Source organism: Salinibacter grassmerensis (assembly GCF_947077765.1).
Taxonomy (GTDB): Bacteria; Bacteroidota; Rhodothermia; order Rhodothermales; family Salinibacteraceae; genus Salinibacter; species Salinibacter grassmerensis.
Genome location: NZ_CAMTTF010000002.1, coordinates 377,466 through 401,278 on the forward strand (window position 1 = coordinate 377,466; position 23,813 = coordinate 401,278).

19 protein-coding genes are annotated in these 23,813 nt (G+C 64.2%); 8 read left to right on the forward strand and 11 right to left on the reverse strand.

Annotation, left to right across the window (positions count from 1 at the left end; translation table 11 throughout):
- Positions 1-20: 20 nt before the first annotated feature.
- A complete protein-coding gene (locus OJB03_RS05825) occupies positions 21-1,088 on the reverse strand; it encodes a PstS family phosphate ABC transporter substrate-binding protein (protein ID WP_263785916.1) in 1,068 nt (355 codons plus the stop codon).
- Positions 1,089-1,190: 102 nt separating this feature from the next.
- On the reverse strand, positions 1,191-1,901 hold the full coding sequence (locus OJB03_RS05830) for a response regulator (protein WP_263785917.1): 711 nt from the start codon (positions 1,899-1,901) through the stop codon (positions 1,191-1,193).
- Positions 1,902-2,467: 566 nt separating this feature from the next.
- On the opposite strand from OJB03_RS05830, the gene OJB03_RS05835 reads away from it, so the two are divergent.
- Positions 2,468-3,799 carry an MATE family efflux transporter gene (locus OJB03_RS05835; protein WP_263785918.1) on the forward strand — a complete coding sequence of 444 codons (1,332 nt, stop codon included), beginning with the start codon at positions 2,468-2,470 and terminating at the stop codon, positions 3,797-3,799.
- 16 nt (positions 3,800-3,815) lie between these two features.
- Here OJB03_RS05835 and OJB03_RS05840 read toward each other — a convergent pair whose 3' ends face one another.
- The 4 genes from OJB03_RS05840 to ilvA form a co-directional block, all read right to left on the reverse strand.
- A complete protein-coding gene (locus tag OJB03_RS05840) occupies positions 3,816-4,592 on the reverse strand; it encodes a porin family protein (RefSeq protein WP_263785919.1) in 777 nt (258 codons plus the stop codon).
- Positions 4,593-4,691: 99 nt separating this feature from the next.
- Positions 4,692-6,998: a DEAD/DEAH box helicase family protein gene (locus OJB03_RS05845; RefSeq protein ID WP_263785920.1), complete on the reverse strand. Its 2,307-nt coding sequence runs from the start codon at positions 6,996-6,998 to the stop codon at positions 4,692-4,694.
- 62 nt (positions 6,999-7,060) lie between these two features.
- Positions 7,061-7,345, reverse strand: a complete 285-nt coding sequence (locus OJB03_RS05850; protein WP_263785921.1) for a hypothetical protein — start codon at positions 7,343-7,345, stop codon at positions 7,061-7,063.
- 369 nt (positions 7,346-7,714) lie between these two features.
- On the reverse strand, positions 7,715-8,929 hold the full coding sequence (gene ilvA / locus OJB03_RS05855) for a threonine ammonia-lyase (RefSeq protein ID WP_263785925.1): 1,215 nt from the start codon (positions 8,927-8,929) through the stop codon (positions 7,715-7,717).
- Positions 8,930-9,198: 269 nt separating this feature from the next.
- Here ilvA and OJB03_RS05860 point away from each other — a divergent pair, with 269 nt between their 5' ends.
- The 4 genes from OJB03_RS05860 (at position 9,199) to OJB03_RS05875 (ending at position 13,293) form a co-directional block, all read left to right on the forward strand.
- Positions 9,199-9,798, forward strand: coding sequence for a TetR/AcrR family transcriptional regulator (locus OJB03_RS05860; RefSeq protein WP_263785927.1), 600 nt, complete (start codon positions 9,199-9,201; stop codon positions 9,796-9,798).
- Between the two features lie 171 nt (positions 9,799-9,969).
- A complete protein-coding gene (locus tag OJB03_RS05865) occupies positions 9,970-10,614 on the forward strand; it encodes a nitroreductase family protein (protein ID WP_263785929.1) in 645 nt (214 codons plus the stop codon).
- A 456-nt stretch (positions 10,615-11,070) separates the two neighbouring features.
- Positions 11,071-11,346 carry a hypothetical protein gene (locus OJB03_RS05870; protein ID WP_263785931.1) on the forward strand — a complete coding sequence of 92 codons (276 nt, stop codon included), beginning with the start codon at positions 11,071-11,073 and terminating at the stop codon, positions 11,344-11,346.
- Positions 11,347-11,451: 105 nt separating this feature from the next.
- Entirely contained in the window at positions 11,452-13,293 is a 1,842-nt protein-coding gene (locus tag OJB03_RS05875; protein ID WP_263785932.1) for an ABC transporter ATP-binding protein, read from the forward strand.
- Positions 13,294-13,461: 168 nt separating this feature from the next.
- Here OJB03_RS05875 and OJB03_RS05880 read toward each other — a convergent pair whose 3' ends face one another.
- Positions 13,462-13,944 (reverse strand): CBS domain-containing protein, encoded by a 483-nt coding sequence (locus OJB03_RS05880; protein WP_263785934.1) that lies wholly within the window; start codon positions 13,942-13,944, stop codon positions 13,462-13,464.
- Between the two features lie 296 nt (positions 13,945-14,240).
- Between OJB03_RS05880 and OJB03_RS05885 the strand changes: the two genes are divergently transcribed.
- From OJB03_RS05885 to OJB03_RS05895, 3 genes are all read left to right on the forward strand, one after another.
- A complete protein-coding gene (locus tag OJB03_RS05885) occupies positions 14,241-14,945 on the forward strand; it encodes an SDR family NAD(P)-dependent oxidoreductase (RefSeq protein WP_263785936.1) in 705 nt (234 codons plus the stop codon).
- A 100-nt stretch (positions 14,946-15,045) separates the two neighbouring features.
- On the forward strand, positions 15,046-15,489 hold the full coding sequence (locus OJB03_RS05890; RefSeq protein WP_263785937.1) for a hypothetical protein: 444 nt from the start codon (positions 15,046-15,048) through the stop codon (positions 15,487-15,489).
- A 109-nt stretch (positions 15,490-15,598) separates the two neighbouring features.
- On the forward strand, positions 15,599-16,021 hold the full coding sequence (locus tag OJB03_RS05895) for an OsmC family protein (protein ID WP_263785939.1): 423 nt from the start codon (positions 15,599-15,601) through the stop codon (positions 16,019-16,021).
- Between the two features lie 58 nt (positions 16,022-16,079).
- Here OJB03_RS05895 and OJB03_RS05900 read toward each other — a convergent pair whose 3' ends face one another.
- The 4 genes from OJB03_RS05900 to OJB03_RS05915 all read right to left on the reverse strand — a co-directional run bounded on the left by OJB03_RS05900 (position 16,080) and on the right by OJB03_RS05915 (position 23,750).
- Positions 16,080-16,466, reverse strand: a complete 387-nt coding sequence (locus OJB03_RS05900) for a hypothetical protein (RefSeq protein ID WP_263785941.1) — start codon at positions 16,464-16,466, stop codon at positions 16,080-16,082.
- A 166-nt stretch (positions 16,467-16,632) separates the two neighbouring features.
- Positions 16,633-17,490, reverse strand: a complete 858-nt coding sequence (locus tag OJB03_RS05905; RefSeq protein ID WP_263786246.1) for a shikimate dehydrogenase — start codon at positions 17,488-17,490, stop codon at positions 16,633-16,635.
- A gap of 163 nt (positions 17,491-17,653) precedes the next feature.
- Entirely contained in the window at positions 17,654-21,121 is a 3,468-nt protein-coding gene (locus tag OJB03_RS05910) for a PAS domain S-box protein (protein ID WP_263785943.1), read from the reverse strand.
- Between the two features lie 493 nt (positions 21,122-21,614).
- Positions 21,615-23,750, reverse strand: coding sequence for an amino acid permease (locus tag OJB03_RS05915; RefSeq protein WP_263785945.1), 2,136 nt, complete (start codon positions 23,748-23,750; stop codon positions 21,615-21,617).
- Positions 23,751-23,813 lie beyond the last annotated feature (63 nt).

Genomic DNA, 23,813 nt, shown 5'->3' on the forward strand with positions numbered 1-23,813 from the left:
GCTCGCGACCGGGCAGGGACTTACTCGGCGGCCATCGTGTCGGATGGTGCTGTGCCTTCAGCTGCCTTACGGAGCATCTCCTCCACCTGCGTGCCCGTCGCGTCCACGCCCTCCGCCCCGAAGACCGTTCCGCTCGTTCGGTCCTGAAAGCGCTGGAGGGCCAGGTCGTACGCGTCGTCGGGCATCGACACGTAGCCCACGTCGGAGGCCAGCTCGCCGGCGTTCTGTAGGTAGAACGTGACGAACTTCTCGACGGTCGGGGTGACCTTCGCGGGGTTGACGTAGATGAAGAGTGGACGTGAGAGCGGACGGTAATTCCCGTTCTTGACGGTCTCCGCACTCGGAGACACACAGGACGTCCCGCCGTCCCGGTCGTCCGGATCGATGCCCAGGGCCTTCAGCTGGTCGGCGTTGTTTTCGTAGTAGGCCAGCCCGAAGTATCCGAGTGCCGTTTCCGTGCCCGTGATGCCCTGAACGAGCACGTTGTCGTCCTCACTTGCCGTGAAGTCGGAGCGGCTGGCCTCCGCCTCCCCCACGATTGCCTCCGTAAAGTAGTCGTAGGTGCCACTGGCCGTGCCGGGCCCGTACAGCTCTATGGGCCGGTCCGGATAGGAGTCGCGAATCTGGTTCCAGCGGTCGATCGAACTGTTTGGCTTCCAAATCTCGCGAAGCTCGCCGGCGGTCAGGCAGCTGGCCCAATCGTTTTCGGGGTGCACCACGACGGCCAGCCCGTCGTAGGCGACCGGGATTTCAATGAACTCGATGCCGTTCGCCTCCGCCTTCTCAATCTCGTTTGGGGCAATGGGGCGGGAGGCATCGTTGATGGCCGTCTCCCCCCGCAGAAATTTTGAGAACCCGCCGCCGGTGCCGCTCACCCCCACGTTCACCCGGGCGCCCTGACTATCTTCCATGAACTCCTCCGCGACGGCCTCCGTGAGGGGGAAGACGGTGCTGGAGCCGTCGATGCTTACCGAGTCAACCGACGAGCCGCCACAGCCAACGAGCACGACTGCCAGCACAATGATTCCGGTCAGGGCCGATGCGGAGGCCGGAGAGCATCGCGAGAGAAGAAGTTGCAACCTAGGCATTGTAGCAGAGAAGACGTAAAGAAGAGGACGACGGTGGGTGTGTCGAATCAATCATAATGCTCATTCGGGCCAAGAGAAAGCCCTGTTCGTCGCGCTGAGCCCCTATTCCTTCATCCGGTACCCAACGCCCTTGACGGTTTCAATGTATTCGCTGCCGATCTTCTCACGGATTTTGCGGATGTGGACATCCACGGTCCGGTCAACGACGTAGACGTCGCGTCCCCACACCTCATCGAGGATCTCTTGGCGGGAGAACACGCGGCCGGGATGTGAGGCCAGAAAGTAGAGCAGCTCGAACTCTTTTCGGGGAAAGCGCATCTCCGTCTCGCCGTCTCCGTTCTCCTGGTAGACGAGGTAACGGTCCCGATCCACCCGCAGATTGTGTACCTCAATTTGATCGGGAGGGTCCTCGTAGCGGTGGGCGCTGCGCAGTAGGGCCCTGGTCTGGCTGACGATGACGGAGACAGAGACCGGCTTTCCGAGGTAGATATCGGCGCCCACGTCGAGCCCCTGCACCTTGTCGTCCTCCTCATTGCGGGCGGTCAGCATCATGATCGGGATGGTACGGAGGTGGGCATCTTTGCGGAGCTTTTCGCACACCTCAATGCCGTCCATCTTGGGCATCATGATGTCGAGAATGATGAGGTCCGGGTCATGCTCGCGTGCCTGTTCAAGTGCCTCTACCCCATCTCGGGCGAGCACGACGCCAAAACCCTCCTGATCCAGATTGTACTCCACGAGGCTAAGCAAGTCTTCCTCGTCGTCGACGACGAGGATAGTGGACTCTTTCGTTCCGAGCTGCTGTTCCGTCACAGTGTATGAAGCCAATCATCCTGAAGACTGTGAGACGTTCGATCCTACCTTCAGGTCCGCGTCGCTGTTGTTATCGAACTATTATCATCCGCCCCCAGCCTCCCCTTTCGCCGGTTTTTCGAAGGTGGCGAGGCTCGCAGCGCAGCAAAATGGCCCTGGTGCAAAATAAAAGCGCTCTCCACTGGACGAAAGAGGCCGGGGGCGGAAAGCTTTCGGACTGAAACCAAATGTGGGGGCTCTGGACAGGTGGCCGGACCTGACCCGAAAAAGCCATCCTGCATACGCAGAATCGAAGTAAGCACGTCCGGCATACCGAAAGCGCTCTCGAGTGTATTTCTTTCGATGAGGCCCCAGCGCCTTTCCCGTGCAACCCGTCCGGGCTACAAAAAACGCCGTACATCACTTCTGGTCAAAGCGCCTCGTGCCTGTCGGATGTCTCTGGCACAGTGGAGACTGTATAGCCCCTCAGTGAATTCCGAGGGACGGGCGAGGGCCCGGGGCACGAATGAATCTATCGGCGGTGGGAGTTGAAGAACAGTGTGGCTTCGTCGTCCAGTCGAACGTGTGTGAGGTCGGTACACTTGGTCCTTTCGAGTCCGTACGATCGTGATATTTTGGACCTAGCGGTGCCGGCCCTCGCAGGGCTCGCTGCCGGACCGCTCGTCTCGCTGGTCGACACCGCGTTCGTGGGACAGCTGGGACGCGTCCCCCTGGGGGCCCTCGGGGTGAACACGTCGATCTTTTCGATGACGTTCGTCGTCTTCAATTTCCTCGCGTACGGCACCACGCCGCGCGTGGGCCGGGCCGTGGGCAACGACGAGCGAGAAGAGGCGGGGCGGGTGGTCGTTCGGGCGCTCGTGCTTGCCGTCGCGGTCGGCATCGTGGCCCTCATCGCCCTGCAGGCCCTGGCCCGTCCCATCTTGACCGTAATGGGGGCGAGCGAGGAATTGATGGCCCCGGCCCTGTCCTACCTGCGCATTCGCGCCCTGGCCGGTCCGGCGGTGCTCCTCATTACGGCCAGCCATGGGGCCTTTCGGGGGTACCAGGACACCCGCACCCCCATGGTGGTGACGCTCGGCTTCAACGTCGTGAATGGGGGGCTCGACCCGGTCCTCATTTTCGTCTTCGACTGGGGGCTGGCGGGGGCTGCGGCGGCGACGGCCATTGGGCAGTGGGTGGGCGCACTTACGTTTCTGTACCTGCTCCTCTACACGCGGCGAGACGAACTCGGGATCACGCTGCGGTGGCCGGCCCCCCACACGCTCGTGCCATTCTTGAAGGTGGGGCGCGACCTGTTCCTGCGTACGGCCTCGCTCGTGGGCACCATGACGCTGGCGACGGCCATGGCGGCCCGCGTGGGCGTGACGGCCGTGGCGGCGCATCAAGTTGCGGCTCAACTCTGGACCTTCCTCGCCCTTCTGGTCGACGCACTGGCCGTGGCGGCACAGGCCCTCGTATCGAAGCACCTCGGCTCGGATGACCCGGAATCGGCTCGCGAGGTCGCCAACCGGCTGGTGCAGTGGGGGCTGGCCGTGGGCGTGGGGCTTGGGCTCGGGTTCTGGGCCCTGCGGCCCATCCTGCCCACCTTTTTCACCGACGACCCCGATACAGTCGCGGCGCTTCTCGACGTGTACTTCTTCGTGGTGGTGCTCCAGCCCCTGAACGGCCTCGTCTTCGTCGGGGACGGCATCTACATGGGGGCGGAGGCGTTTCCGTACCTGGCCAAGGCCATGATTGGAACGGCCCTGGCGGCGGCCGTCGTGCTGCTTCTGGTGAACCCGATGGGCTGGGGCCTCGTCGGGGTGTGGTGGGGCATCACGACGCTGATGGTGGGCCGCATCCTTACACTGGCGGGGCCGTACGTGCGAGGAACCCTGCTCGCGCCCGAGTCCGAGTAGGGCGGCGCCGGCCCTGCTAAAAGAGTTGCAGGGGCACGGTGTACGTGAGGCTGGCGGTGACCACGTCGTGACGGAGCGTGGACGGGGGGGAGGACAGCGGAAATGCCTCCGCGTCCGTCGAGGGGCCCAAAGCATCTTCGGACCCGGCAAAAACCGAGCGGAGGCCTGGGTTGTACCGGAGCTCAAGGCCCAGGCGCCCAGTGGCACCAATGCCGTACCCGAACCCTGCCCCCACGACAATCCCCACGTCCCAGCGTCGAAGATCGTCGTCGGCGAGGAGGTCGATACGGTCTTCGAAGACTCCCCGGGCGGAGCGCGCATTGCGCTGCACGGTGCCCCCGAGTGCCACGTCTACGGAGAGCCCCGCCACGGCGTGAGCGGACAGACGGCCCCGAACCGGGAGGGCGCGCCGCCCGAGCATCGAGCCCTGGATGTACGATAGGCGGTACCGCTCCACGGAGTACCGCTCAGACAAAGGCTCAGAGAAGTGGCCGCCCTTCCGGATGTAAAGCAGTTCCGGCTGGAGCGCGTAGGAGTCGGTGAGCGGGGCGACCAGGAAGGCCCCGGCATGCAGGTCGAGCCGCGGGTTTGCATTGGTTGTGCGCCGTCCCCCGGTGAAGGGGACTTTGCCGTCGCTCAGAAACCCGAAGGTGGGCCCTGTGCGGAGGCCCACCCGTACATCCTGTGCCGCTGCGCCGGGGACCATGCCTCCCTCAACCGTAAGGCACGCTCCAACCAAGAGGACGACAAAGAGGGTCTGTGCGGGGGACCGAAACGAAGAGGATGGCAGCATCCGCGCTACGGGGCGGAATGAAACGAGTGACGGTCTTCGACGAGGGGGCGTGGAGCAGTGCTCCCGCGAGCGCAGAAGGACGGCCGGCGCCGTCCAGGGTTAGGACGAGAAGGGATCGCCCCAGTCTACGTCGTCGGCCCTCCACGCATCCTCCGAGGACTCCTCGCTTGTCTGGTTGGGGTTCGGAGAGGATGCAGTGTCCGGGTCTTCCGGGGCATCGCTCCCAATGGCATCGCCGATGTGCGCGAGCACGGCGTCCCGGATTTCGGGGACGTTCTCCTTTGCCGTCTTCAGGGCGGCCAGGGGCCACGCGTTGCGGCCTTTTGCCTCGTCGTCGCGGCCCACCGCGGCGTTCACGCGCCGGTGCAGCATGCGAATCACAACCTCGACGTTGTTCTCCTCGTCGCCCTGGCCCACGACACCGACGAGGGCCTCGTCCGAAGACGGGTTGAGCCGATGCAAGACGGTGCCCGCGGCGCTGCGAATGGCGTGATTCAACATCGTGCGGTAGGCGTGCCGCTCGCGGGCCGGGCGGTTGGGCGGGGGCGGCAGGTCTTCGTCGCCGAGCGGATGATTGCGGTCTACGATCTCCTGTTTGATCTCGTCGGCGTCCGGCACGTTGAGCCCTTGCTCTTCGAGGGCGTCGAGGGCCTGTTCCACATCGTCGAGGTGCTCTCGGGTGGCCTCGGCCTCGGGCCCGTCCACGGGGAGATAGGCGTCCACGTCGAAGCCCTCAATCTCCTCGCTTTTTACCTCCGCGGGGTCGCTCGCGCCTCGGCTTTGAGACTCGTCCGCGTCCGTCCCCTGGGTCTCGTCTTCGTCGTCGTGGGCCCGGGCCCAATCGTCGAGGTCGGCCAGCACCTGTGCCTCCTCGGTTTCATGCTTAAAGTACTGCCAGTGATCGTCCTGGTTGAGGCCCGTGTGGGCCACCACGTGCGCGAGGTTGTCGGTGTCGTTGCCGTCGGGCAGGGCGCGGAGGGCCCGGCCCACGAACTGGGTGTAGGGGGCGACAGAACGAAATGGACGGAAAAGGGCCGCGACGGAGATGTTTTTGTTATCGTAGCCCTCCCCCAGAATGCCGACGTGGACCATGGCGTCAAGGTCGCCGTGCTCGTAGGCGCGGAGGCGGCGTTCACGCTCCTCGGTCGTCATGCCGCGGCTTGCTACGAAGGAGGCTTTGGCGCCGCGGCTCTGGTAGAGGGCCGCTACCTGCTCGGCGTGGCGAATGGAGCAGGCCGCGGCGAGAATCTGGTGCTGCTCGGTGCCGCGCCGGTTCTTGGCCTGGAGGAGCTGCACGCTGCGGTCCACGATCGTCTCGTTGCAAATGTCCGACAGCGCCACGCCCCGCGAAAACCACGTCTCCTCGCGCAGGTCCATGATCTCCTGGCGGGTGAACGACTGTTCGTCGCCCTCCACGGTAAATGTCATTTCGGACGCCACCGCGTCGACCCGGACGATGTTTTTGACGTACCCGGCGTTGATGGCGTCGGCCAGGGAGTAGCGATAGACTGGCTCGGCACGGATGGGACGCTCGTCGCTCCGAAATGGGGTGGCCGTGCAGTAGATCTTCTTTGCGTCGGGGAACGCCTGATTGACGTTCTGCCACGAGTCGGCAGGGGCGTGGTGCGCCTCGTCCACCAGAACGAGGTCGAAGAAATCGGAGGGGAAAAGAGGCAGCCAGCCCTGCAGCTGTTGCACGTTCGCCACGATCACGTCCGCCCGGCGGCAGTCTTCCTCGTTCACGCGGCCCCGCTCCAACGCCACCACGCGGGGCAGGCGTGCATCTGGTGGCAGTACGTCGCAGAAATGGTAGAAGCTGCCGGCGCCGCCGAAGGTGCCTTCCGCCAGGCCGTCTTTGATCGTCAGGTTCGGCGCGACCACCAGGACGCGACCCTCCGCGATCCCGAATGGAGCGCAGGCGATAAGGCCCGACTTCCCACAGCCCGTGGGCAAGACGACCATGGCCGGAGGCTGCGTCGCGCATTCCGCACCGAAGTGATCGCGCAGCGCCAGGTACCCTTCTTCCTGTGGCGTTCGCAGTTGGTTGTTGCCCACGATGTGGGCATCGGTGTCCTGGAAGTACTCCTGGATTTTCGCGCGCTCCCGGTCGTGCTGTGCTCGGAGGGCCCTCGTCCGTTCGGTTGGTTCGTCCCCCTTTGCCCGGTTGCACTCGTGGCACAGCGGGTCGAGGTTGAAAACGGCGTGCTCCCCGCCGTCCGAGAAGGCCTCCCGGTGGTCGAGGTGCTTCCGCAGAGACGCGCCATCGATCGTGCGTCCGCACTCCCGACACGTCTGCCCGTCGAAGTACTCGACTCGTCGCCGAACGGCCTCGGGGATGTGGCGGGGGCGGCTCATGATGGGCAGGGTCGGATCGACAGGTCCATCGGCGGTACGCACAAACAACATGGCCGCCCGGACAATGGGTTCGGGGCCGGGACAGGGGGCACGAGGGCGTCCCGGGCGAGGAGCTACATCCCGATGGGCTCGGCTTCTCCTCCGTCGCCGTCCTCATCGTGGCTGCCGTCGGAGGCAGGGGTGCGGTCGCCCACGGACAGCGGCTCGGTGTGGAGGTTTGACTCGTCCTCAATGTCGGCGGAGCGTACGTGGACGCGCCCGTCGGTCTGGTCGACTGAGTAGGTCTCAAAGTGTTCGTCGGACCAGTCAAGAATGCGGTAGATCTCGTGGCCGAGCTGATCGGCGTCGAGCACAAACCCGACCACCTGATTCTGGGGATCCTGTAGGCAGTAGTGCATAGAGGGAAGAGCTTGTTCAGAAAGCAATGGCAAACGACAATCCGTGTGTTCGGCAACATCTACACCAGCCGTGCACAACTGGACCAGGGGCTGTCACTTCGGCATAGGCCGTCGAGAGCGTGGAAGAGCCTGACACCATCCAGGCAAGTCCGGAAGGACGGCCCGACAATCCGTCGCATTCGGCCTTCACCGTGAGAGGTTGCCTTAGAACCGGAGGACACGGTATATGGGGCGCCTCAGAGCAGTGTGTTCCCGGAGCGAGTAAGGCGCCATGGTATGAATGCGTACTCTGGTTAGGTCAGTCAAGGGTCTATTGCTACTCGATCGCGCCCGAGGCGTTTTTACGAACGAAAAACAAGTGAGCGTCGGTTAGTTGACTCGTTCTACCTCGTAGCCGTCGTCCTCGATGGTCGCGATGGTGTTTTCGGCCTGGCCCCGACCGCTGGTAATGACCTCGAACACGAGATACGCCTCCCCCACGTCAAGGCCGTGTACCGCTCGTTCGTGGCGCACATGCCGGATGTTTGCGCCCTGACCGGCGATGCGCTGGGAAATATCGGCCATCTTCCCCGGCTGGTCGTCGATGCGAACCCGAAGACGGAGGAGTTGGATGCGGTCGGCCATGGCGTGGTCCAGGACCTCCTGCAGTCGCGCCGGATCGATGTTGCCGCCACACAGGAGGGGGACGACCGTCTCGCCCGTCACGTCAAGCTTGTCGGACAACAGTGCGGCCACCGGAGCGGCCCCTGCGCCTTCCACCAACTGCTTCGCCCGTTCGAGCAACAGCAGGATGGCGCCCGCAATTTCGCCGTCGGTGACGGTGAGAACCTCGTCGACGTGATTGTCAATGAGGTCCAGGGTGAGCTCGGACACCCCGCCAGTGGCGATGCCGTCCGCAATGGTATCGGGGTGGTCGATGGGCACCGGAACGCCCTTCGCGAGGCTTTGAGGAACGGTTGCGGCGCCCTCGGCCTGAACGCCCACCACCCGCACGTCCGGGGCAATGTCCGCGAGAGCCGTGCTGATGCCGCCGATGAGCCCCCCGCCCCCGATCGGCGCAATTACAGTATCGACGTCGGGCACCTGTTCGTGGAGTTCGAACCCGAGAGTGCCCTGCCCCGCGACGATGTCCGGGTCGTCGTACGCGTGGACGAAGAGCACGTCGTCGCCCTGGGCCAACTGCCGAGCGCGGGTCATCGCCTCCTGAAACGTGTCGCCCGTCAGCTCCACGTCCGCCCCGTAGCTGCGCGTCGCGTCAACCTTTGCCTGGGGCGCATTCCGGGGCATGACGATGGTCGACGGCAGATCGACTGTCGTCGCCGCCAGGGCAACCCCCTGGGCATGGTTGCCGGCACTGGCGGCCACTACCCGCTCGACGGTCCCCGATGCCACCTGTGCGAGCTTGTTGTAGGCCCCTCGCGTCTTGAACGACCCCGTACGCTGCAGGTGCTCCATCTTGAGGATGGCAACGGCCCCGGACAGCTCCGAGAGCGAGTGACAGGAGTCGATCGGCGTCTTGCGGACGACAGACGGATCGTCCAGGCGCTCACGGGCAGCACGAACGTCGTCGATGGTGACGGACATGGACGGAATTGAAGAGATGGAAAAGGGTGAGTCCTGAAGAGGAGAGAGTCGCCCGTTCGGAATCTCGGCGCCAGCGAACGACCAAAAAAAGAATTTCGCCGAGAATGATGTAGGCAATACCAAAACAAAGATAGGAGTCGGGGGCCGTTCGTCCAAACGCCCCAGGCAGGCCCTCAACACCTCGGCCCCCAAAGGCCCTGCTGAACATCTAGTTGAAACGACCGTTTCATAAAATAGAATTTACTCTCCATCATGGCTCTACCCTCCTCATGCCCCGATCCCCGACGTTCGACCGCGACGCTAAGGTTGAGCAGGCGATGCAGCTCTTCTGGGAAAAGGGGTACGAATCGACCAGCGTCCAGGACCTGGTCGATCACCTAGGCCTCAACCGCAGTAGTCTGTACAATGCCTTCGGGGGCAAGCATGACCTGTACCTCGAGGCACTTGACCGCTACCGCCAGGAGGACATTGAGTGGCTGCAAGGGCAGCTTCAAGAGGCGCCCACGGCGGTAGAGGGCATTCGGCAGGCCTTCGTGGCGGTGGCGGAGCGGGCGACGGAGAGCTGCTGCGGGTGCTTTACGACCAACGCGGCGGTGGAGTGTGCCCCGCGCGACGCGTCGACCCAGGAGCGGGCGCAGAAAAGCTTTGCGAAAATGCGCTCCCTGTTCCGGACGGCCGTAGAGCAGGCCCAGGCGGAGGGGGCGATCGACTCGTCCCGAGACGCAGAGGCGCTTGGCTGCCATCTCACAAACGTCTACAACGGCATCCATCTGACCGCCAAGACGGACCCACCCGATGAGGTTGTGCAGGACATCGTTGAGGAGACCCTCCGGGGACTGACGTGTTCGTCGCCCAATTCGACGCCGTGACCCCCAGCGGCCTTGCCCAGATTAGACTGCGTCACAAGAACGTGATGACCGAATCTGGAACACTCGTTCCAAAAAGGGTTTTGAGGCAGCGAGGTTGAAACAGACGGTCCAGAACGACGGGCTACTCGTCCACACCGATTTTCACTATCCCACGCTCGCCCACTCGATTCCATGGCACCCTCTTCGACCGCGCAGCATCCGAAGACGGCCGATCCCGACCACGACATCCTCCCTCTCTTCCGCGAGCGGTGGAGTCCCCGTGCGTTCGCCGATCAACGTGTGGAGCCGGAGAAGATCCGGCGCATGTTGGAGGCGGCGCGGTGGACGATGTCCTCCTACAACGAGCAGCCGTGGCGGTACGTCATTGCGTCGCAACATGACGATCCGGAGGCGCACGAACGGCTCCTCGACTGCCTCATCGACGCAAATCAGGCCTGGGCCCAGGATGCGCCGGTGCTGATGATGTCCTTCTACAGGGAGACGTTTGCGGGGAACGGCCGCCCAAACCGGTGCGCGCCCCACGACGTGGGTGCTGCCTCCGCCGCGCTCACATTTCAGGCGACGGAGATGGACCTCTACGTTCACCAGATGGCTGGCATTCACAAGGACGTGGCCCGCGAGACCTACGACGTGCCGGACGACTTCGAGCCGATGGCGGGCCTTGCGGTGGGATACCTGGGGGATCCCGAGACGCTGAGCGAGGACAAGCAGACGACCGAACAGTCGCCCCGCTCCCGCCGGTCGCTCGACGAGTTCGTGTTCGAGGATGAGTGGGAGACCTCGGCGGATATCGTCGCGAACGGGTCGTCCGACTAAGTGGAGGCTTTTGGCCAGGTGCGCACAAAGTGCCTCTACTGGGGATCCACTGGGCTCGTGGATCCCGTCATGGCCGTCTCGAGAACACTCTGCCTCGTCACCGACGGCACGGCGGCCATGCTCGGTCGGCTTGGCTTTCTCGATCACCTCCGGGTTGAACCTGGAGTGGCTGTGCTCGCGAGCGCGAACGTACTGGTCACCCCGCCGCCGCGCGCCCTGAAAGGATCGGGCTCACGCCGGCTTCACGATTAGCTTTGTTTCTGCCGTCGTCGCACACGCAGCGCTTGGAGATCTTTTGTCCGACCTCATCCTGCCAGCGGCGGCATTTGCGCTTCTGATGACCTCATACGTACTCTACCACCGGCAATACCGAACCGAAGAGGCTCCCGGTAAGGCGTGAGAGCCCCACGGCCGCTGAGTTGACATATGCCGTCCCCAAAACCGACCTTCAAGTCCATGACTGTTCAGTCTCCCCTTCGCGACTTTTTTGAGCAAGAGCTCGGTGCCTCCAATCAGGGGCGTCGTTTTGGAACGGGGGTGCAGGTGTCCACCGAGCATCTCGTTAGCCACCTGGTGGAGCAGACGGCACACCGCGCCGCGCTGGACGCCGCCACGCACCGGCAGGAGTCTGCGACGTCCTCGGGGGAGACGGCCGGGGTGTCCTGGAAGCACGTGCTGATGGTGGCCGCTCTGACCGAATTGCGGCCCGTGAAACTCCTATCGAAAAACTGAATCGCCCGGAGAGCGTCAGAACGCTGACAAGCACAGGGCCCTACGTCACGTGCCGGATCGCCGCTGACCCACCTACACCTTTGTCTTTTCTTCCGTTGTACGTCTATGGCTACTCCTGACCGCGACGACCGCGAGTCTACCCTCGCCATCCTGAGCCGCCTCTGGGGAGTACTGTCCCCGTACAAGGCCCGCGTAATTGGGGTTGCGTTGCTAATTAGCTTCTCGGCGGCGCTGGAGGCGGCGGGGCCCCAGTTTGTGCGCTACGCGTTCGACGTGGTGATTCCCGGTGGACGCAGTACACTGTTTCTGTGGTTTGGGCTTGCCTTCGCCGGGTTCTACCTCTTTCGGGCGATTGTGGAGTACGGGGGCATGTACTGGAGCTTTGCCCTCACGCAGCAGGTGGTGAGCGACGTGCGCATGCAGGCCTATGATCACCTGCTGACGCTCCCAGTCTCTCGTTTCTCGAGTGAGCAGTCCGGCTCCCTCAGTTCGCGCGTCGTGAGCGACCCGAACGCGTTAAAGGGGATGATCCAGGCGGCCGCGTCTCGCCTCTCCGGTCAGCTCGTGGCCATTCTGGTGGTGGCCGGCCTTCTGGTGTGGATGAACTGGAAGCTGGCCCTGGTGAACCTAGTGGTTCTGCCCATTTTGGCCTTCGTCACCTACTACTACCAGGAGCCCCTCCGCACCGCCTCCCGCAGCATCCGCGAGACGGTCGCACGCCTCACGGCAACCTCCACCGAGGCGATCTCCAACATCCGGGTCGTGAAGGCCTTCGTCGGGGAGGGGCAGGAGCGCGAGCGCTTCGGCAAGCACAATCAGAGGTACGTCGACATCAACCTCGACCGCCGTAAGGATGTCGGCAAGATGGAAGGCCTCATCAACATCACGTCCAACTACGGGACCGGGGCCCTCCTGCTCGTCGGGGGCTGGATGGTGGTGACCGGCAGCCTCTCGCTCGGTGAACTCACGGCCTTCATCATGTACCAGCGCCAGCTCCAGGGGCCGGTGCAGTCGGTCATGTTCTTCAACGACAAACTGCAGGCCGGCATGGCGGCCCTGGAGCGGCTCTCTGAACTCGTCGATACCGATCCTGAGACCGGGGGCGACCGTGAGGAGGTGCCCGTGGGGCCGGTGGAGCTGGAGGAGGTGCGCTTCTCGTACCCGGATGCCGAGGAGCCGGCGCTTCGGGATCTTTCGCTGCGCATTGAGCCGGGGGAGACAGCGGCGCTCGTGGGATCGTCCGGGGCCGGCAAAAGCACAGTGGCCAACCTCATCGGTCGCTTCTGGGACCCACAGGAGGGGCGCGTGACCGTCGACGGCATTGACCTTCGGTCGTTCGACCTGCAAACGCTTCGGGAGCAGGTGGCTCTCGTGCCCCAAGACCCGACCCTCTTCTCGGGCACAGTGGCGGACAACATTCGGTACGCCGAGCCTGACGCCTCCGACGAAGCGGTCCGCCGCGCCGCGCAGATGGCGAACGCGCACGGCTTTATCGAGCAGTTGGTCGAGGGCTACGACACGCAAATTGGAGAGCGGGGGGTGCGACTGTCCGGTGGGCAGAAGCAGCGCGTCGCCATTGCCCGTGCCATTCTCACCGATGCCCGCATCCTCCTGCTCGACGAGGCAACCTCCGACCTCGACAGCGAGTCCGAGGCGGTCATTCAGGACGCCCTCGATGGGCTTTTTGCGCGCGGCGATCGGCTCACGTCCATCGTCATCGCGCACCGTCTCAGCACCATCGAGAACGCAGACACGATTTACGTGATGGAAGACGGGGGACTGGTGGAACAGGGCCCGCACGACGAGCTGCTGGCCGAAGGGGGGCGCTACGCGGAGCTCTGGGCGCTGCAGCGACGGGACGCGGATCGACCCGCTCAGCCCAATGTTGTGGAGCCGCCGGCCATGACGTCCTCTCCCGTGGATGAGCCGTCGTCGACACGCTCGTAGCCCCTCCGGCACGGGGCTCCAGTTCCTCTGGGCCCCGACGCCGGCACGGCCGATCTGCATTGACCCGGAATGCCCGCAGCAGGACTGGTAGTGGGGGGGCACCTTCGATCCCCTGTTAGCGGGCTTCGACTCTGCATCGGCGGGGTTGACGTGGGTCCCAGGAAGGTGCTATTCAGCGTACGTCCCCGTGACGTACTGGCGAAGCCGGCTGGTCTCTCTCTGGGCCGTCTCGATAATCTGCTTTACGCCGTCCCCGATCGAGACAATGCCGATTAGATCCCCGTCCTCGTCAACCACCGGAAGGTGGCGGCATCGGAGCTTGGTCATCAGACGCAAGCATTCCTCGAGCGGCATGTCGGGACGGACGATCGCTACGTCCTCGGTCATTACCTCCCGGACCTCTGTCTCGTCTGAACTCCGGCCTTCCAGAGCGATGCTCTGCATGTAATTTCGCTCGGTGAAGAGGCCGGCGATGATGTCGTCTTCCATCACCACGATGGATCCAACGTCGCGGTCGACCATCCGACCGATGCACTCGAACACTGTCGACGAAGGGCTCGTGGTGAGGACGTTGCCGTCGTCGGCCAGGGCGGACTTGGACTGAATAATGTCTTTCACTCGGGTGTCAAGAAGGCCATCTCGTGGGTTCATGGTACCGGTGTGGGCTGGTTTCGGGGAGCGGTGAAAGACGTGCGTTGGGGCCGCTGGCTCACCAACGCTTAACATAAGTTTTGTTTAATGGGCGTAAAGTTCGTCGTGACCCGCGAGTCCGTTCCCCGATTCTCGAAAATATAACACTTTATGCAAAATTAAAGGGATCGGTCCCATACATAGAGAGGTGGACTTTCTGTCTTTGCGCCGAGGACGCAAGAAGTCTCCCGAACGTGGGTTCTTGCGTCCCATTCGTACCGGACACGTTTTCTGCAACTCAACACGCTTTTGACCAGATGGATACCAGCCGAACGGCCCTCGTCACGGGGGGCAACCGGGGAATTGGGCTCGCGATCTGCGAAGGCCTTGCCGACCGGGGCCTGCGCGTTGTCATGGGTTCCCGCGATGAGAAGGAGGGGGAGGACGCCGCGGCCCCTATTCGGGAGCGCGGCGGATCGGTGCGTGTGGAGCAGCTCGACGTGATTGAGACCGCCTCGATCGAGGCCTGCAAGGAGCGTTTGGACGCGGACGACGTGGCGGTCGACGTGCTCGTCAACAATGCGGGCGTCTACCTGGACGGCGACGCGCTGGAGGTCTCGATTGACCAGCTCGACCAGGCGTGGACGGTCAATACGCGCGGTCCATGGTTGCTGGTGAAGGCCTTCGTGCCCGACATGATCGAGCGGGGCTACGGCCGCGTCGTGAACGTGTCGTCCGGATCGGGGTCCTTCGGGGAGGGGCTCGACACGAATCACGCCGCCTACTCGGCCGCAAAGGCGGGCCTAAACGCCCTGACGATGACCCTCGACGACACGCTGCCCGACGGGCCCGACGTCAAGGTCAATTCGATGGGGCCGGGATGGGTGCACACCCGCATGGGCGGCGAGGCGGCCCCGCGGACGCCCGAGGAAGGGGCCGACACGGCCCTCTGGCTGGCGACGCTTTCGGCAGACGGCCCGAGCGGGGGCTTTTTCCGCGACCGGGAGCGCATTCCGTGGTAGGGGCGCGGCCGCACGTTACAATTGCAGGGGGGCACGTGTCTGGCAAATGAGGACTGTTTGTCTCATCCGTCGTCTCGTCCTCATGGCCTTCCTACGCCGAATGTCTGTCCTCGGGCTCCTCGGCCTGTTGGTGCTCCGGCCGACCGCCGCGCAGCCGCAGACCGACACGACCCTCACGTGGCGCAGCTACAGCCGGACCGGGACGGTGCAGGTGCGGGTCTATCCCGGCCCGCCGGACGACGAGGAAGAGCACACCATCGTGCTTCGGGAACTGGCGGAGAACGAGGGGCCGTCGACGGTCAACGACCTTCAGTATCTGGCCGACCTCCTGGGGCGTCAACTTGGCGTGGACCCTACACGGGCCTACTGGGTGCTCCACTGGGGCGGCTTTTCGTTTCGGGGAGCGGACCCCGACGCCGACAAGACCCTTTTCCTCCGCGCCACCTTCAACCGCACGGAAAGCGACAACCTGAGCAGCCCGTACTGGAGCGTGATTTCGGAAACGGACGTGCGCGAACTCACCGATCGGCGGTGGCAAGAATAGAAGTGGGGGGAGCGGAGCGCCGGCCGCGATGAATCCGACGCGAGTGCTCTCCGTTTCGGGCGTGTCTCTGTTGGCTCCCTCAATCATCCAACCAGCTCACTGCGACCCGATGGTTCAAATCAACACAGACTACGTTGGCGACTTGCGCTCCGAGGCCGAGCATGGGCCGTCCGGCGTGACTCTCACCACCGACGCGCCGGAAGACAACCACGGCGAGGGACGCTCCTTCTCGCCGACCGACCTCGTGGCCACGGCGCTGGGGACCTGCATTGCGACCATTCTTGGCATCCAGGCCGACAAACATGACCTGGACCTCGAAGGCATCGAGATTTCCGTCGAGAAAGAGATGGCGTCCAATCCGCGTCGCATCGCGTCGCTCCGGACCGACGTGACGATGCCGGTCGCCCTCGATGAGCAAACCCGCGAGCGTGTAGAGCGGGCCGCCCGCCATTGTCCGGTTGACGAGAGCATTCACTCAGACATCGATGTCCCGATCACCTTCCACTGGCCGAGTGAAGCCCCGGCGTCCTGAAACCGAACAGAACGGTGGTGCCTCTCATGGTGCGAGCGGAGGCGGGCAGAACGAGAAACTAGGATGAAGCTGCGTCACGGTTCACCTCAAGGCCGACGTGGTCGGGCCGGTCGCTCAGGTAGTTGCGCATCGCGCTGAGGAAGGCGTCGAGAAGGTCGGCCCGGTCGTCGGGGGACAGCGGCGTGTCCGCGTCGGGGCGGTCCAGCACGGCCAGTTGCACCGTGTCGGGCGCAGTCTCCACGAATCCCAGATCGACGTAGTGGGAGCGGTCGGCGCGGTGGCGGAGGATGAGGCCTGGGGTGTCCTTCAAGTCCGAGTAGTACTGTGAGTCCTCTTCCAGGTAGCTCCAGCTGGTCTGCACGTCCGCGAAGTCGCGGAGTACTTCCAGCGGGACCACCTTCGCGTCGTCGGCGGGGCGGAGAGAGAGACGAATGGCGGTACCCATAGGAGAGAAGCATTTTCGAGAGAAAAAACGGGCAGAGTAGAGCCACCGGACCACAAGCGGAAGGCGGTCCCACTCGTGCAGAAAGCGCTGGGGTGCGTCGACCAGAGGAGGGCCTTATTGCCCGAGAGAGACAAAGGCGGCGGACCGGTGGTAGAGCCGCTCCGCTCTAATCGGCACGAAGCGCGTCGTGCACCGCCGGCCGGGGCATATCGCGAGTAGTCCACTGCCGATAGGCCGCGGCGGCCTGCTCCACGAGCATGTCCAGTCCCGCAATGGGAGTCGCCCCTTCGGCGGCAGCCTCGCGCAAGAGCCGGGTCTCCCTGGGGGTGTACACGAGGTCGTAGACGACATGATCGGCACTGAAGTCCACGGGGTTCGGCCACGGGGTTTGCTCGCGGCGGTCCGGGGCCATGCCCAGTGGGGTGGCGTTCACGACGAGCCGGCTCGTCCGGACCGACAGCGCCGCCTCCTCGAACGAAGATACGCGGAGAGCCTCGTCGGGATCATGGTCGGCCAGATCGGCGGCCAGCCCCTCGGCCTGTTCGGGGCGGCGGGCCACGATCGTAAGGCGTTCCGGGCCGTAGTGACTCAAGAGCCCGTAGACGACCGCCCGGGCGGCGCCACCGGCCCCGAACACAAGCATCGATGCGCCCTCAAGTGCGTCATCCCCGCGGTCCGTCAGGGGGTGCAGGAAGCCCGCAACGTCCGTGTTGTCGCCGTGCAGGCGGTCGTCCTCCCGGACGATCGTATTGACGGCCCCCAGGGCCCGCGCGCGCTCCGTCACCTCGTCGAGGAAGGGAAGCACGGCCTCTTTGTGGGGCGTTGTCACGTTGGCCCCAAGAAACTGAAGCGCCCGGAGGCCGGCCACGGCGTCTTCGAGGGCCTCCGGCCGCACTGGCGTGGCGACGTAAGCGGCGTTTACGTCCTGCGCCCGGAAGGCCGTATTGTGGATGCGGGGCGAGAGGGAGTGCTCGACTGGGTGGCCGAGTAGGGTTACGAGTTGGGTCGTGGCGTCGAGGGGCACGGAGAGGGCCGGTTGATTCAAGGCACAGAGGGCAGAGGCCGGTCGCGATGAGGGCGGTAGGTTCTGAAGAATGCGCATTTGGACGGAAAAGTCAATCCGGCGGGCGTCCGGTCTTCGCAGAAGCCGCAGACGCTCCTCCTCCAACGAGCCGCGTCCGATCGGGTCAGGAAGACAGATTGGAGGGAGGGTGTGCAGTCGGAAAGCGGACAACGAAAAGCGTGCCGGCGCCCTCTTCCGTCTCCACATCGATGGAGCCGTTCATGTGATCGACCGCCTGTTTGGTGACGGCGAGTCCCAGGCCCGTACCCTCGTATTCGCGGCCGAGTCCCTCGGAGGCCTGTCGGAATGCCTTGAACAGGTCCGTGACCTGCTCGGGGTGCATGCCGATGCCGGTGTCCTCTACCGCCAGCACGGCCGCCTCTGCGGCGTCGCGCACTCGTACCTCCACGTCGCCTCCCTCGTTGGTGTACTTGATGGCGTTGGAAATGAGGTTGCGCAGCACGATGTGCACCGCCCCCTCGTCGGCCCGAGCCCACACCGGAGTGTCGTCGATGTCCGTGTGGAGGGAAATTCCGGAATTCTGGGCCTGCGGGGCAAACTGATCGGCGGTCTCCTCGGCCTGCGCGGTGAGGTTGACGGGCTCGATCGTGAGGTCCATCTCGTCCGCCTCGAGCTTCGAGAGGTTGAGGACCCCGTCGAGGGTCTCGAGCAACCGGTTCCCGCTTTTCTCGATGAGCTGCGCAAACCGCAGGACCGGCCCCGCCGCTCCGTCCCCGAGTTCGTCCCCGATGGCCTCTGCGAAGCCAATGATCGAGGTGAGGGGCGTCCGGATCTCGTGGCTCATGTTGGCCAGGAAGACGGACTTCATTCGGTTTGCGTTCTCCGCCTCCTCCTTGGCCGCCAGCATCTCCTTCTCCGCCGTCTTTCGCTGGAGGGCGTTGGAGATGGCGTCGGCGAGCACGCGAAGCAGCATCACCGTGTCCGCGTCCCAGTCGCGTTGCCGCTGCACGGCGTCGAACCCGACGAAGCCGACCAGGTCCTGGTCGTTCTGCATCGGCAGCACGAGCAGGGACTGCACGTTCCCGGCCTCCAGGCGCTGCTGCAAGCCGGAGGCCTTGGGGGGAAGGTCGTCGATCCGCGGCACCCGCAGGGGCCCCTCCCGGCGGCGCATGCGGTCCATGAACCAGGGCGTCTCCGTGTACGGAATGTTTTGGAGGCGGGACTGCGTGGAGGCCGTCGACTCGGTCCGCCACTCGTGGGTGTTGCTCATGGTGGCCGCTTCGTCATCGAACAGGAAGACATAGCTCCGGTCGGCGTCCACGAAGGCGCCGATGGCCTGAAGGGCGGCCTCAATCTCCCGGTCCAGGTCGTCGATGGGCGTATTGATGAAGCGGGTGGAGATGTCGACAATCTTGCTCTCGAGGTCGGAGCGGTAGGTGAGAGTCTCCTCCAGTCGGGTCCGCTCAGTGATGTCGGTGTAGATGGCGTGGATCTCCGGCGGAGCGTCCCCGCGGGTCCGTCCGGTCGCCTGGAGCTGAAAGTCACGAGGGCCGTCGTCGGTGAGACGGCGCACTTCCGTCTTCAGTGCCCCCTCCTGCACCGCGCGGCGATTGAGAGCGTTGGCCCCGTGCTCGGCGTCCTCTGGTATGATGGCGGCGTCGATATTCGCGCCCTCCACCGCTTCGGTGTCCACGCCAAAGGTGTCCGCAAAGGCCTCGTTGATCGTCGATACGTAGCTCGTGCCGTCCTCCACCGTGCAGCGCATGATGGGCGTGGGCAGGCTCTCAAAGAGACTCTGGAAGCGGTCACGCTCGTCCCGGAGCGCGCGCTCGGCCGCCTTGCGCTCGGTGATGTCGATCATGACACCGTTGAACACGAGCTCTCCATTCCGCCGTTCAGGGGTGGCGGTGTCGAGGAGCCAGATGCGGTCGCCGGAGGGCCGGTCGAACGGCAGTTCGATCCGCCAGGGAATCTCCTGCTCGATGGCGTTCTCGATCTCATTCTGCGAGCGGACCCGGTGAGGCGTGGGGATGCGCTCGTCGAACTGTTCGTAGAATGCCTCCGGATCGGCGGGAAGCCCGAGTACGTCCTCGGCGTGTTCGCTGATAAAGTGACACCCCCGTGTCCCATCCGGGCGGGCATAGAACTGGTAGGTGACGCCGGGGATGCTGTTAGCCATTCCTCGCAGGCGGCTCCGTTGCTCGCGGAGGCGCTCCTCCATCTCGCGTCGATCCGTGACGTCCCGCTGAATGGAGGCGCGGTACTCGACCTCCGCCTCCTTAGCCTGCACGGAGGTCGTGTTCCAGTGGGCGACATACGGCGTGCCGTCCTTCTGGTAGTTGACCGTCTCCCCCTCCCATGCCCGCTCTTCCCTGTCGGCGTCCTGGAGGGCACCGATAACTGACGGATCGGTCTCGGGGCCCTTCAGCATCTCGACGGTGCGCCCGAGCAACTCCTCCTCCCGGTAGCCAGTCATCTTCTCGAACGCCTGGTTGGCGTACACGATGGGCGGGTTCGCATCGTCCCCCGAGGATCCGTTTTTTTGGACGAGGGCGTCGGGCTTGCCGTTGGCGAAGGCGAGGTCCCCAAACGTTGGGGTTCCATTTTTGGGCAGGGCGGTCACCATAATCCCGTCGTCGGCCTGTTCCACGACCTCCGACAACACGCGGAGCCGCCGCTCGCGCTGCTTTCGCTCGGTGATGTCCGTGACGGCCCCGTCGTAATACTGCGGCTTCCCGTCCGCGTCACGCACCACGGTGCTGCTGACGAGCCCGATGAATGGCGTTCCGTCCTTTCGACAGAATCGAATCTCCATCTGATCGAGCCCGTCGGTCTTGTGCTCTTCCTCCAGCAGGCGCTGGCGGTCGGACGGGTTGGCGTAAAACGACGCAGAGTCGGCCTGCAGGATGGCCTCGGGACTCTCGTACCCGAATAGCTCCGCAAACGCCTGGTTGGCGTAAACGAGCCCATCCTCGGGGGTTGACCGGTAGATGCCTTCCGAGACATTGCCGGTAATGACGTGGAGTTGTTTCTCCCGGTTGCGCAGGGCCTGCCGTGTTGAGAGCAGCCGATGGATGGCAACGCCTTCCGCGAGGGAGATGCCCGCTATGCCCGCCAACAGAATAAGCGGACTGATTTTGGGGCCGGGGCCCGTGACGTAAGACACGCCGACACCACCCGCCACCAGAAGGAGGCTGAACGCCGAGAACCAGGCGACCGGTCGCCCGGACTGTGCGCTTATCCCCACGAAGGCAACGATGATCGTGTACCCCAGCAGAAGGCCAACGGCAAACTCCGCGGCGAAGTGGTTGAGGGTGGTGGTGGCCACCAGCCAGACCATCACGGCGAAGAGAGCCCCGCGCAGCCACTGGGCAAAATGGTGACGCACAGAACGAGACAGGGCGGAGGTCAGAACGAGTCCCCCTAGTAGTCCAGAGACCCCGAGACGGGCCCACAGCGGGTCGATAGCCCCCGGGTTGGTGGCCGCGTAGAGCGGGCCGAAGAGGAGCACGAAAATAGCTCCGAGGAGGGTCAGCAGGCGGAAGTCCTGGATCCGGGATCGTTCATTCTGAGAGAGGCCTGTATCGTCGACACGAAAGACGGAAGCAACCTGTTGCCAGAGGTCATCCACGGGAAACGCGAATCGAAATCAAAGAATCAGTCTCTACCCAACGATGTCGTATGGCGCCAGAAGCCTCCGCCGTCTCCCCATCCCAAGCCCGTCGGTGGACCCAGGGGACCACAGACCATGCTGGAGGCGAGTGGGCATGGAGCGGGCGGACTTAGGCTGGCATCCAAAAGATTCAAAATCTCCTTTATGACTGGACCAGCAACACGATCAAAAAATGTGCCTGGTGAATCAAGCCGGAACTTAACGAAAATGTCGAACCTGAAGGAAGAGAGGCGTACCGCCGTTCTATACCACATTCTTCATCATTGTGTACAAAAGAAATTGGAGGAAAACACGGGCATTGGCGACGGGAGGTGTGGAGAAAGATCAGCGCCCGAGAGAAGATGGTCTACGAGCGATCCTACGCACACCCCCGAGTGGGTCCAGGCAGGACTGCACGCACGCAGACGAGAATCCCGAGGCCCCTGCTCAGCCGCGAGGCCGAGGCTGACGACTACTGGACGACGCCTTCCTGCTCGCCCGCACGGTACAGCTCATAGAGCCGGTCGATGCCGGCCGGATTGCCGATAATGGTCACGCGGTCCCCTTCCTCCAGGCGCGTGGTGCCGGAGGGCACGGTAATCTGTCCGTCACGCCGCACAAGAGCCACCAGCACGCCCGCTGGTAGATTCAGGTCGGCCACGGTCCGGCCGATGAACTCGTCCGTGTTGGTCCCGGAAAGGAGGTTGAGCGTGAGGTAGCGCTCGTGGTGGAGCAGGCTCTCCTTGACCTCCTGCTCGTCGGTTGCCGCGCGCCACTCCACGAGAAATTGCTCCTCGTCGGTCCGGTTGGCGAGGGTGGCCAGCGTACGAAGGTGCTCGCCCTCGTCGTCCTTCGGGCTGACGAGGAAGAAGAAGGCGTACACCGGCTCGGAGCGGTCCAGCTCCTCGATCTCGTCCTCCAGGTCGACGCAGATTCCGGACTGGCAGTGTACCATCACCATCTTCGACTCGCTGATCCCGTCGAGGCGACAGTACGGCAGGGCGGCCCCGTGAGAGACGGAAACGGCACTGTAAGGGGCTCCTTCCAAAAACCCATGTTCAAGGGTTGCGGTGGAGACGCCAAGCTCCTCAGCGAGTCGGTTCGACACGTCCTCCACCACGCCCGAGTAGGGGACCGGGTCGTCGAGGTGAATAACGTCCGACTCGGCCACGAGCCGGTCAAACTCGGTGTCGTGCCCCACGCCCTTCTCTTCGAGAATGGTCTGCAGCTCCCGGTCGAGGCCGTCGTAGCGCTGCTTGCCGAGGCGGGCAAAGAGGTGAAAGATCGCGCCCTCACGGGGGACGTCGGAGGCATAGTAGAAGTACCAGCCCACGCCGACGAGCACCACCGCGCCCGTGAAGAGGATGGCCAGCGTTCCCATCTCCGAGATGAGGAAGAAGGGAATGGCGATGCCCGCCACCTGCATCCACGGGTAGAACGGCGACCGGTAGCCCGGCGCATAGGACGGGATTTCGCTCTCCCGCATCACGATGACCGCGAAGTTGAGGAGCGCAAAGATCAGGAGCTGGAATGCACTGGCCAGCTTGGCCACGCCCTGTTCAGAGAGCGCGAAGATAATGATGAGCATCAGCCCCACCGTCACCACGACCGAGCGGGTGGGCGTGTTGAAACGACCGATCCGGGCGAAGCCGTCGGGCAGCAGGCGATCGCGGGCCATGGCCAGTGGGTAGCGCGAGGCCGACATGATGCCGGCGTTGCCGGTGGAGGCGAACGCCGCGACGGCCGCGACGACGATCAGGATCGGCCCCAGGGTGTACGGGAGCCAGTTGAAGAAGACCTCACCGGAGGTGTACACGGGCGTCAGGTCGGCCTGAAGGTCCGTGGCCGGCAGGATGGCTACCATAATCGCCACGCCCACCACGTAAATGCCCGTGGCTGTGAGTAGCGACAGGCCCATGCCCAGGGGAATGTTGCGGTCCGGATTCTTGACCTCTTCGGCCACGCTGGCCACCTTCGTAAGGCCGGCGTACGAGACGAAGACGATCCCGATGGTGGCGAGAAAGCCGCGCGCCCCGTCCGTAAAGAAGGGCGTGAACTCGCCGGCCGCGCCGCCGACCGCACTCTGCCCGCCCCAGACCGACAGGACGCCCTGCGCGGCGTAGAACCCAAGCACGGCCACCAGTATTGTCACCAGCACCCGCTGCAGCAGGCTGCTTTCCTTGGCCCCAACCACGTTGAGCACCCCGAAGGCCAGCGTGAGCGCCGCCGCCAGGGGCTTGATGGGCACGTCTGCGTAGATCGCAAGGTAGGCGCCCATTCCAATCAGGGCGAACGCGCTCTTGAAGACGAGCGCGAGCCAGGTGCCCAGGCCGCCCACCGTGCCCGCGAGGGGGCCGAGGGCCCGGTCGAGAAAGTAGTACGTGCCCCCCGCCTTGGGCATGGCCGTGGACAGCTCCGCCATGCTGTACATGGATGGCAGGATGAGCAGGCCCGCCACCAGGTACGCGAGGATTACCGAAGGCCCCGTCTCCGCCGCCGCGATGCCGGGCAGCAGAAAGAACCCGGAGCTAAACATCGCCCCTGTACTGATCGAGTAGACGTCATAGAGAGACAGGGTTTTCTGAAGGTCCGAGGAGCCCGAAGCCATATTTTAGTAGCGGGCAAATCAGGGGAAAATGAATAAGTATAAAGGAGCGAGACGGGGGGCACG